The sequence below is a fragment of the Aquirufa antheringensis genome (assembly GCF_004307425.1).
Taxonomy (GTDB): Bacteria; Bacteroidota; Bacteroidia; order Cytophagales; family Spirosomataceae; genus Aquirufa; species Aquirufa antheringensis.
The window spans coordinates 112334-123891 of sequence record NZ_SEWZ01000004.1; the positions used below are offsets into that span (position 1 = coordinate 112334).

The window sequence follows — 11558 nt, forward strand, 5'->3', positions numbered from 1 at the left end:
AAATCAGTGAGCTAACGGAAAAAATGGCGATATGTGGTATATTTGCATACTAAATAGTAGACAATTATGTCCGAATCAAAAGATTTTAATTGGGTAGAAGGCCCAGAACCGCATAGAGCGCGTACACGTGCCATTGTGAGAGCACATCCTGAGGTGAAGAATTTAATCGGAAAGAATCCGATGACCTTTGTTTGGATTTTAGCCTGTGTAGGTATGCAGATTGCCATGGCCTATTTCATTAAAGATTATCCATGGTGGGCGATTGTAGGTGTTGCTTGGGTTTTTGGGGCGTTTCCTACGCATACGTTGTTTGTGTGTATTCATGAATCAGCACACAATTTGATTTTCAAAAAGAATTCTTGGAATGTGTTAGCGGGAATCATCGCTAACTTCCCTTCCCTATTTCCTACAGCCATTTCTTTCAAGAATTTTCATTTAAAGCACCATGCTTTTCAGGGAGTTCATGAATTAGATGCCGATTTACCGGATTATTGGGAGGCTAAATTGATCGATAATTATTTCATCGGAAAAATGATCTGGTTATTATTGTTCCCTTTCTTTCAAGGTATTCGTACGATGCGCTGTATCGAACTAGCGGTGTTTGATCGTCCAGTGATCATGAATATTATCGCTCAAATAGCTTTTGATGCGGTCATTGTTTATTTCTGGGGTTGGTCAGCACTAGCCTATATGGGATTAAGCTTCCTATTTTCTGTGGGAATACACCCTTTAGGAGCACGTTGGATCCAAGAACATTTCTTAGTGTTAGACAAGAACCAGGAGACGTATTCCTATTATGGAAACTTGAATGGCATTAATATGAATGTGGGTTACCATAATGAACACCATGATATGCCCTCTGTTCCTTGGAATAATTTGCCAAAGTTAAAGGCAGCCGCTCCTGAGTTTTATGACAACTTGAAATACCATACGTCCTTTGTGAAGCTATTCTTCACCTTCCTATTCTCACAAGAAGTAGGCTTGTATTCTCGTATTGCGCGTAAAGAGCGTGACGGAGTTCCGTTGACGGATCAATCGATGCCGGATATAGAGCTAACTAAGTAATGGTAAATGGTCAGTGGTGAATGGTAAATTAAAAATCATTCACCATTCACCATTCATCATTTACCATTCAGTTTGCGAGCCTCCCCATGCACAAACACCGTCAACTCCGGTCCAGCCAAGTTAGTGATATCCACTCCTGACTTTTTCACGGCAATGTTTAATTGATTCGCGCGGAAGTTGATTTTGAAGGAGAATTCGTTCCATTGTTTTGGCAAGAATGGATTGAAATGCAAGGTGTGATCCTTTAAGCGCATTCCACCAAAACCTTTGATGATTGACATCCAGGTTCCTGCCATACTGGTGATGTGGCAACCATCTTCGGTATCATTATTATAATCATCTAAGTCTAAACGTGCGGCACGCGTGTAGAATTCGTACGATTTGTCTTCTTTGCCTAGTTTAGCGGCTAAAATGCTATGAACGCAAGGACTTAACGAGGATTCGTGTACCGTGATCGGCTCATAGAAATTATAATTGCGTTCTAATTCCTCAAGGCTAAAATCGTCTTCAAAGAAATAAATCCCTTGTAATACGTCCGCTTGCTTGATGTAGCATGAACGAAGGATGCGATCCCAAGACCATTTTTGGTTGATTGGTCTTTCTGCCGTAATGGTATTTACGGGTGCGATTACCTTGTCCAAGAAACCATCTTGCTGCAAATAGATCCCTTGCTTTTCATCGCGTGGGAAATACATGTTTTCGATGATGTGCTGGAATTGCGCTACTTCCTCTTTTGTGAAAGCTGTTGAAGTAATTTTAGCCGCAGCTTCTGCAGGGTAATTCTGTTGAATCTCTGCGTAAACTTCAAGCGTGTATTTTAAACACCATGTGGCGATGTAGTTCGTATACCAGTTATTGTTAACGTTGTTTTCGTATTCGTTCGGGCCTGTTACGCCTAACATGACGTATTTCTGCTTGTCTTCCGACCAGTTTACGCGTTGAGCCCAGAAACGTGCGATTCCGACCAACACTTCCCAGCCGTACTCTACTAAGTGTTTACGATCGTCTGTGTAATTCACGTAGTCCATAATTGCGTAGGCGATGGCTCCGTTACGGTGGATTTCTTCAAAGGTGATTTCCCACTCGTTGTGGCACTCTTCTCCGTTCATCGTCACCATTGGATAAAGGGCTGCGCCTTTGTTGAAGCCTAGCTTACCTGCGTTTTCAATGGCGCGGTCTAATTGCTTCCAACGGTAGATTAATAGGTTTTTAGAAACTTTAGCAGGAGCGGTTCCTAAATAGAACGGAATACAATAGGCTTCTGTATCCCAATAGGTCGATCCGCCGTATTTCTCACCAGTAAAGCCTTTAGGACCAATATTTAAACGATCGTCCTCCCCTGTGTAGGTTTGGTTCATTTGGAATATATTGAAACGAATGCCTTGTTGAGCGGATGCGTCACCCGAGATGATGATGTCGTTAATCGCCCATTTGGTAGCCCAGGCTGCCGCTTGTTCTTGCAACATTTTGTCAAATCCTTTCGCTGAAATACGGGCTAAGTAGTCTGAGGCGATCTTTTCAAAGGACGCCGTTGGGTGATTCTCAGAGCTGATGTTAACCGCATACTTGATAAGGGTCAATTTTTCGCCTTGTTTTGCGGATAGCGTGTAAGCCAGTTCGCTGTACTTTTCGCGGGTTGTTGAGGTAGCTTTTGCGTCTACTTTTTGACCATTAGCTTTAATCTCGATTTGTTGAGCTGTAATGACTTCGAAGCCTGTTTTCTTGGTTTTGGACCAAACAAAATTCGAACCCACTTTTACCTCATCCCAGAATTTTTCATCGTAATTCGAGTCCTTATTCTTGATGTCTCCATCGATAAAGGCTTTTACTTGAATGTCTTCAGTGAAGTTTAATGGTGTAATAGAATAGGAAATAACACCTGATTCATCATCTGCCATGCTATTTAGGCGAACGGATTCGATGGCTAAACGCTTTCCATTTTCTAGGGTGATTTCGCAGGTACGAAGGATATAACCCTCCTTCATGTTCAATTCACGGTAAAATGAATGGATTTCACTTGTGTGTAAATCGACCTCTACTCCGCCGATCTGGATAGATAGACCATTCCAGTTAGCGGCATTTAATACTTTGGCAAAATATTCTGGATACCCATTTTTCCACCAACCTACACGAGTTTTATCTGGATAATAGACGCCCGCTACATAATTTCCTTGAAGGGTTTTACCTGTATAAGTTTCTTCAAATGAACCTCTTTGTCCCATTCGTCCGTTGCCGAGAGAAAAGATGGATTCGGTGATTTCGTTGTAGGCAGGATGGAATTGGTCTTCAATGACTTTCCATTCATCTATTTTAAGATATTGCTTCATTCAGTTTATTAGGTAATTAGGATAATGTCACAAAAATAGAAAATTGTAAATTTTGGACATTTCTGTGCTAGGCTGTTTCTTTAAAAAAGAAGCAAATCAGCCGATTTTATTCCGATAAAGTTCGGAATTACCTTGTTAGCATCGCTCAATACCGACGCTTCTCCTATTCCAATCACTTTCATTCCTCCATTTATGGCAGCTTCTACCCCGGCTTGAGCATCTTCGAATACGATACATTCTGCTGGCGAAAAACCTAGTCCTTCGGCACCTTTTAAGAATACCTCTGGGTCTGGTTTGCTCTTGCTTACTTTATTTCCATCGATGATTAGATCAAACCAAGGCATTAATCCTGTCTTTTCTAGAATGATCTCCGCATTTTTACTGGCGGAACCTAAGGCGATTTTATAGCCCTCTGCTTTAATTTGGCCTAAGAAATCCACCACACCTGGAAGGATTTCGGATGGATTCATATTCGAAATTAAGTGCAGGTAATTGTCGTTTTTCTCTTTCAACCAAGCTTCCTTTTGTTCCTCTGTAGCGGAATATGAAGCCCAATCTAGAATGCGATTCAATGATTCTACTCTGGATACGCCTTTTAATTGTTCGTTTTGCTCTTCGGTTAATTGGTAGTTGAAATTCTCTCCTAGCATTTTCCAAGCTTGAAAGTGATAAATTGCTGTATCAACTAATACTCCGTCGAGATCAAAAAGGCAGGCTTTGTAAGACATATTTAGGTAGGGATTGTTTTAAAGATTAGCAAAATTATTACATTTACATCTGCCAAAAAACCTTTTTCTGCTGTGCTAGACAGTTTATTTTAAATTATATGCGTAAATTTTATCTTGTTCTATTGTCCGCCTTCTTAATGTATCCTCTTATGGCTCAGAAATCCGTAAAAACTGATAAACATGTTGTGTACCAAATGATGTTCCATCTTTGGGGAAATCAAAATACCAACGTGAAAAGAAACGGTTCTGCTGCTGAGAATGGGGTAACTAAGTTCAAAGATATATCTACTAAGGGTTTACAGGCATTGAAGAAGAAAGGTTATTCTCATTTATATACGACGGGAATTCTAGAGCACGCGACGATGGAGGATTTTTCTGCTTTCGGATCGCCTTTAGATCATCCTCAGGTAGTCAAAGGTCGCGCTGGTTCGCCATTTGCGATTAAGGATTATTATGATGTGAATCCTTTTTTAGCCGATAAACCGGCTGAACGGATGCAAGAGTTTTCTGCTATGTTAGATCGTGTCCATCAAGCAGATTTAAAATTAGTCTTAGATTTTGTACCAAATCACTTAGCCAGAGTATATCATTCGGATCAGAAACCGGCGGGAGTGGTTGATTTTGGCCAAAACGATAACAAAGACCTCTCCTTCTCTCCTTCCAATAATTTCTACTATTTACCAGGTACTCAGTTTACCATTCCTACGGGTGTGAATCCGCCAGTCCCTGTGACAGTTCCTTATATTGAAATTCCTGCGAAAGTGAGTGGTAACAACGTATTCTCCGCTCAACCTTCGATTCATGATTGGTTTGAAACGGTAAAGTTAAACTACGGTGTTGATCTTCAACATGGAAATCAGACGCATTTTGATCCGATTCCGGATACTTGGTTGAAAATGACAGATGTGTTAGTGTATTGGACCAAAAAAGGAGTGGATGGTTTCCGTTGTGATATGGCGGAGATGGTACCTGTCGAGTTTTGGGCTTATGCTATTCCTAAGGTAAAAGCACTCAATCCAGAGGTAGTTTTTATCGCTGAGATTTATAACCCACAAGAATACCGGAATTATATTTTCAAAGGAGGATTTGACTATTTGTATGATAAAGTGGGTCTTTATGACGGAATTCGTCATATTATGGAAAATAAACCTGGCGCAACTACGGCTGATATTACCCGTGTTTGGCAACAGGAATCTGGTGATTTTGCGAACCATATGTTACGTTTCCTAGAAAATCACGATGAGACGCGTTTGAATTCACGTGGCTTTGCGGCTTCTAATTTTTGGTCGACTATTCCGGGTATGGTATTGACCGCGAGTATGCACGATGGACCTTTGATGATCTATTTTGGTCAAGAGTTTGGGGAGAAAGCGCAGGAAATCGAAGGATTTAATGAGGCAGACGATCGTACGACGATGTTTGATTTTTATCGCGTTGATACACACCAGCGCTGGTTAAATGGTGGAAAATTTGATGGAGGTAAATTAACGGCGGCTGAAAAAGAAATTGATTCTTTCTACAGCGAATTGTTAGTGTTGATTAATTCGAGCGAAGTCATTCAAAAAGGCAAGTTCTTTGATCTTCAATACGCTCAAAATGCGGCCTATCCAAAAGATAAAGTATATGCCTATTTACGCTATACAGATAAAGGTCGCAACTTAATCATTTGTAATTTTGATTCTGTGAGTCACGATTTCAATATCGAAATCCCTACGTTAGCCTTGGATATGATGGGAATAAAATCCTACAGCCTAAAAACGTTCAAATCATTTGCACCTCCTGCAGCTCAAGCGAGTAAAGTTGAAGGAAATCGTATTCAAATACCCTCTAATTCCGCAATCGTTATTTCACTATAAAAACCTATGAAAACATTTACTAAGCCGCGTTTAAGTATTGGCCAAATCTTTAATATGAGTGTCGGATTTTTAGGCATTCAATTTGGTTTTGCACTACAGAATGGTAATGCCTCCCGCGTACTTCAAAACTTCGGTGCAGATGTCGAGCAATTATCTTGGTTTTGGTTAGCTGCGCCTTTAACAGGGATGATCATTCAACCGATTATTGGTTTTTATTCAGATCGTACTTGGAATGGATTGGGTCGTAGAAAACCTTTCTTCCTAACAGGAGCGATTTTAGCTGCGACAGCCTTGTTCTTTTTCCCTCATGCGGGAGCCTTAGCTAATTTTATCCCTCCGATGATCGTGGGTGCGGGTATTTTAATGATGATGGATGCTTCGTTTAACGTGGCGATGGAGCCGTTTAGGGCTTTAGTGGCGGATAATTTACCAGAAGAACAAAATACGCTGGGCTTTTCGATTCAGACCTTCTTGATAGGAATTGGAGCGGTAGTGGGTTCTTGGCTACCCTATATGTTTGGTAATTGGTTCGGTATTTCAAAGGATGCTGTGGAAGGCCAAATCCCAGACAACGTATTATATAGTTTTTACGTAGGGGCAGCCGTGTTTATTACAGCGATTGTTTGGACGATTGCGACGACTAAGGAATATTCTCCAGCAGAGCGTGAGGCGATGGGTTTTGAGGAAGAAGGTAAACAGGATTCGATTTGGTCCGTATTCCGTTATATTAAGGAAATGCCTTTCACGATGCGCCAATTAGGTGTGGTGCAATTCTTTTCTTGGTTTGCCTTATTCTCGATGTGGGTATTCTCCACTCCTGCCATTGCGCACCACGTTTACGGATTACCGATGGACGATCATAGTTCTCCTGAATTCCAAAATGCGGCCAACTGGGTGGGTATTATTTTTGGCGTTTACAGTGCGGTTTCTGCCGTTTATGCCATCTTTTTGCCACGCATTGCCAAAGCAATTGGAAATAAAGCGACGCACGCGGTTTCTTTGATAGCCGGTGGTTTGGGATTAATTTCTATCTATTTCATTTCAGATCCTCAGATGCTGATCCTCAGTATGGTGGGTGTGGGAATGGCTTGGGCTTCTATTTTAGCGATGCCTTATGCCATTTTAGCTGGTTCCATTCCAATGTCTAAAATGGGTGTTTACATGGGTATCTTCAATTTCTTCATCACCTTACCTCAAATCGTGAGTGGTATTATTGGAGGATCCTTGGTGAAACACGTGTACGGTGGTAATGCCATTTTCGCTATCGTGGTAGCGGGTTTCTTCTTTATCGCTGGTTCGATTAGCGTATTGTGGATTAAGGAAAAGGCCTAGCATGAAAGTCTGGGTATTTTTGCTTTTCCCTTTCATCGCTTTTTCTCAGGTAATTCCTTCAGCAGTTTTGCTTCGGATTCAAGCAGCGCGAGAAAAGCGTAATCCCTTGTTGATTGCGGAGCAATTTTATGGCCTTCCCTATACCTCTCATGCTTTATCGAAAGAAAACCCGGAGAAGTTTGTGGTGGATTTTTCTGGTTTAGATTGCGTGACCTTTGTGGAGAATGTGTGGAGTTTATACCGGTCCAAAGGAGTTGATTCTACATTCCTTCGTGAATTAGAGCGGATTCGTTATGCCAGAAAGCCTATCTCCTATGAAAATAGGAATCATTATTTGAGCGCCACATTTCTTCAAATGGAGGACAAAGGCTTGTTTAAACAGGTTATTCCTTCTTATTTTCGCGTTTTAGCGGTTAAAAAAGTGGAATTTTTGTCGCAATTTTTGGCTCCTAAAAAATGGATGATTGTGCTCCCTGACATTCAGAAAATGGAAAAAGATTTAGGGCCAATGACTTATGTTCCTAGCGCATCCTTTTCTAAGGTGTCATCTTTTCTTCAATCGGGTGACGTTATAGCCTTCGTTTCAAAGCGGAAAGACCTTGATTACCAACATGTAGGCTTTATTCGCCAACAAAAGGGTCAATATTATTTAGTCCACGCTTCTCAAGATCGCCGAAAAGTGTGTCAATCAGTTGAATCAATTTCCGTATATTTAAAGAATCATCCTTCAATGATAGGATTTAATGTCTTTAGACCGGAATATGCCCATTAAACAATACAATTTCGACCAAATTATTGATCGCCGTCAAACCCATTCGTTCAAATGGGATAATGTGACTTACCCTGCTCATCTAGATATGTTACCCATGCCAGTGGCAGATATGGATTTTCCGGTGGCAGATGAAATTTTGCAGGCGTTGGATCGTATCACGGCTCATGGTATATTAGGTTACTCTATTGTTCCTGAAACGTTGAAAATAGCGGCTCAGCATAAAATTGAACTCGATTATGCTTGGACTACATCGTTTGATTCACAAGTTTGGATTCCTGGTATTGTTCCCGGCATTACTGCTGCCTGTGCGGCCTTAACCAATGAGAAGGAAGGAATTATTACCGCAGTTCCTGTATATCATCCCTTTCATTTAGTAGCTGGATGGGTTAATTGCCCACTGATTACGTTTGAAATGATTAAGGAAGGCGATCGCTGGACCTATGATTTTGAAGATTTCGAACGTGGTCTTCAAAAAGGGCCGAAAGTTTTTCTTTTGTGTAATCCGCATAATCCTGGTGGGACTGTTTTTAATGAAACAGAAATCTTGCGCATGGTGGAACTTTGTGCGAAATACAACGTAACCATCGTTTCTGACGAGATTCACGCTGATTTGCGCTTGTATCCTCAGTCGGAGCATATTTCGATTGGTCGATTTGAGAAACAGCCTATCATTAGTTTCTTCGCCACCTCTAAGGCGTTTAATACAGCAGGATTAGGTGGTGCTGTTGCCGTTATACCTGATCCTATACTAAGAGATAAATTCACCAAAGCTTCCGCTGGCTTCTTCTCCATGCTATCCAGACATAGTATTGAAGTGATGTTAGCGACTTATGCTCATGGGGAAGAGTGGTTAGCGCAGCTTCTACCTTATTTACGTGCGAATCATGATTTACTTTTGGATTTTGTTCGTTCTACTCCTGGTTTAGCTATGCAGCCTCTGGAAGGGACCTATTTAGCCTGGATTGAATATGATGAAGCTCTATGGGGTGATTTCCAAAAGAAATGTTGGGATGCCGGTGTTCACGTGTTACGTGGGGAGCAATTCAAGGGTCGGAATTTTATTCGGCTGAATTTTGCTTGTCCACGAGCAGTTCTAGAAAAAGCAATTGAACGCATGAAATCGATTACCAATGGCTAAGTTGTTGAAGTTTTTCTTGTTCGTGCTATTGTTAGGTTTTTTGGCCTATATTTTCGTTTATATAGGAGAATTAGATGACAAGCCAGAGGAAACAGAGATAACAGATGTGGATGTGGTGAAGGCATATGGTGATTCATTGGCCCAGATAGCGGTGGATGACACCGTGTCGAAAACTAGGGCCTCTGAGTTGACATCTGCCTTCGAAGACTTTACGGTTACTGTAGATGCTGGAATAATTCGATTGGAGAAAAGCCACGCGGTTCTGTTAGAAAAAAATGTAGCTAATTTCAAAGCATCTTCAGTCTTGGCCACTGATTTGAATGGAAATGAGAAGCCAGAATTTTGGGTAGCTGGTTGGCAGGGTAAAAACTACCGAATTTTTGCTTTTGAATATGAAAGTGGGAAAATTCGGGCCATTCGATTTCCTTCGGTTATGGGCCGGCAGCGTTTAGGCTATGCGGGGGCAGATAGTTTGTATTTAGAAAAAGCGGCCATCGTGCATTCTTTTGGCTATGAAAATGATCCTTATGCGGAGATCTCTTCGGGGATTCGCGCTTGTTATTATAAATATGGAGCGGACGGAAGTTTTGTTCTCTCTAAAACCTTAGACCTAGAAAAAGAAAATGAGTAAAGTTGAATTGCGTTCGCAGCAGTGGTTTGGAAAGACCGGTAAAGATGGATTTATCTACCGGGCATGGATGAAAAATCAAGGTATCCCAGATGATTATTTCCAAGGGAAACCGGTTATTGGTATTTGCAATACCTGGTCAGAATTAACACCTTGTAATGCTCATTTCAGGGAATTAGCGGAATTTGTGAAGAAAGGAATTATTGAGGCGGGTGGATTTCCAGTAGAGTTTCCGGTGATGTCTTTGGGCGAAACCTTAATCAAACCTACCGCGATGTTGTACCGCAATTTAGCGAGTATGGACGTGGAAGAATCCATTCGCGCGAACCCTATTGACGGTGTGGTGCTCATGTGTGGGTGCGACAAAACGACTCCTTCTCTTGTGATGGGTGCTTGTAGTGTCGATTTGCCTACCTTGGTTATCTCGGGTGGACCCATGATGAAAGGGAAATTTAAGGGGAAGGAAATTGGAACATCTGATGTTTGGCGTTTCGCTGAAGCCTATAAACTAGGAGAGTTAACGCAGAAAGAATTTATTGAAGCCGAAGCCTGTATGGCTAGAACGCCAGGTCATTGTGCGGTGATGGGTACGGCGTCTACGATGGCGACGATGGTGGAAGCCTTAGGTTTAAGTTTACCACAAAATGCGGCCATTCCAGCGGCAGATGTCCGTAGAAAAGTGCTTGCACAGCATTCTGGACGTCGTATTGTGGAGATGGTGAATGAGGATTTGAAGATGTCCAAAGTATTAACGCGTCCAGCCTTCGAAAATGCCATTCGCGTCAATGCAGCAACAGGTGGCTCGACCAATTTTGTGATTCACTTAACGGCTATTGCGGGTCGATTAGGCGTAGATTTGAAACTGGATGATTTCGATGAATTCTCGCGTAACATTCCGCTTTTGGCTAATATTCAACCTTCTGGGGAGCATTTTATGGAAGACTTGTATTATGCAGGTGGACTTCCTGCTTTGATGAATCAAATGAAGGAACATTTACATACGTCTATCGTCACGGTAAATGGAAAAACAGTGGGCGAGAACATTGAAAATACACCTATTTACGAGCCTTCCATCATTTCTACTTTTGATGCTCCGTTTAAACCGGATTCAGGAATAGCGGTGGTTCGTGGAAACCTAGCACCCAATGGTGCTGTCTTGAAACCATCTGCAGCCTCTAAAGCATTATTTAAGCACCGAGGAAAAGCCGTTGTTTTTGAAAATATTGAAGATTACCACGCGCGAATTGACTCACCTGAATTAGAAGTCGATGAAAATTCGGTGATGGTCTTGAAAAATGTGGGGCCTAAAGGGTATCCAGGGATGGCAGAGGTAGGTAATATGGGAATTCCGAAGAAGCTATTGGAAAAAGGAGTCAAAGATATGGTTCGTATTTCTGATGGTAGAATGAGTGGTACGGGTTTTGGTACGGTTATTCTTCATGTTTCTCCTGAATCCGCCGCTGGTGGACCATTAAATTGGGTGCAGAATGGGGATTACATTGCCTTAGATGTCGAAAATAGAACGATAAATTGGGAAGTTTCAGAGGAAGAATTAGCAGCTCGTAAAGTAGCACAACCTTTTGAAAAGCCTAAAACGATTCGTGGTTATGTAGGTCTTTTCATTGATCATGTCGAACAGGCAGATCAAGGGGCTGATTTCGATTTCTTGAAAGGTGGATCAGGTTCGATTGTAACTCGCGATTCACATTAGT

General features: G+C 41.6%; 9 protein-coding genes. 7 read left to right on the plus strand and 2 right to left on the minus strand.

The features are described from left to right. Nucleotides 1–66 precede the first annotated feature (66 nt). Nucleotides 67–1065 carry a fatty acid desaturase gene (locus EWU21_RS09085; RefSeq protein ID WP_130896647.1) on the plus strand — a complete coding sequence of 333 codons (999 nt, stop codon included), beginning with the start codon at nucleotides 67–69 and terminating at the stop codon, nucleotides 1063–1065. Between the two features lie 56 nt (nucleotides 1066–1121). Here the strand turns inward: EWU21_RS09085 and EWU21_RS09090 are convergent, their stop codons facing one another. Then, a complete protein-coding gene (locus EWU21_RS09090; protein ID WP_130896648.1) occupies nucleotides 1122–3392 on the minus strand; it encodes a family 65 glycosyl hydrolase domain-containing protein in 2271 nt (756 codons plus the stop codon). A gap of 80 nt (nucleotides 3393–3472) precedes the next feature. Beyond that, complete coding sequence (gene pgmB / locus EWU21_RS09095; RefSeq protein WP_130896649.1) at nucleotides 3473–4120, minus strand: beta-phosphoglucomutase; 648 nt, start codon at nucleotides 4118–4120, stop codon at nucleotides 3473–3475. Between the two features lie 98 nt (nucleotides 4121–4218). On the opposite strand from pgmB, the gene EWU21_RS09100 reads away from it, so the two are divergent. The 6 genes from EWU21_RS09100 to EWU21_RS09125 are packed head-to-tail and all read left to right on the plus strand — an operon-like array spanning nucleotide 4219 to nucleotide 11557. Further along, on the plus strand, nucleotides 4219–5976 hold the full coding sequence (locus tag EWU21_RS09100; protein WP_130896650.1) for an alpha-amylase family protein: 1758 nt from the start codon (nucleotides 4219–4221) through the stop codon (nucleotides 5974–5976). A gap of 6 nt (nucleotides 5977–5982) precedes the next feature. Further along, entirely contained in the window at nucleotides 5983–7308 is a 1326-nt protein-coding gene (locus EWU21_RS09105; RefSeq protein ID WP_130896651.1) for an MFS transporter, read from the plus strand. A 1-nt stretch (nucleotide 7309) separates the two neighbouring features. Next, on the plus strand, nucleotides 7310–8080 hold the full coding sequence (locus EWU21_RS09110) for an N-acetylmuramoyl-L-alanine amidase-like domain-containing protein (protein WP_130896652.1): 771 nt from the start codon (nucleotides 7310–7312) through the stop codon (nucleotides 8078–8080). Beyond that, nucleotides 8052–9218 carry a MalY/PatB family protein gene (locus EWU21_RS09115; protein WP_130896653.1) on the plus strand — a complete coding sequence of 389 codons (1167 nt, stop codon included), beginning with the start codon at nucleotides 8052–8054 and terminating at the stop codon, nucleotides 9216–9218. The genes EWU21_RS09110 and EWU21_RS09115 overlap by 29 nt, the downstream gene beginning before the upstream one ends. Further along, nucleotides 9211–9849: a hypothetical protein gene (locus EWU21_RS09120; protein ID WP_130896654.1), complete on the plus strand. Its 639-nt coding sequence runs from the start codon at nucleotides 9211–9213 to the stop codon at nucleotides 9847–9849. The genes EWU21_RS09115 and EWU21_RS09120 overlap by 8 nt, the downstream gene beginning before the upstream one ends. Then, nucleotides 9842–11557, plus strand: a complete 1716-nt coding sequence (locus EWU21_RS09125) for an IlvD/Edd family dehydratase (protein WP_130896655.1) — start codon at nucleotides 9842–9844, stop codon at nucleotides 11555–11557. Before EWU21_RS09120 ends, EWU21_RS09125 begins: the two co-directional genes overlap by 8 nt. Nucleotide 11558: the final 1 nt, after the last annotated feature.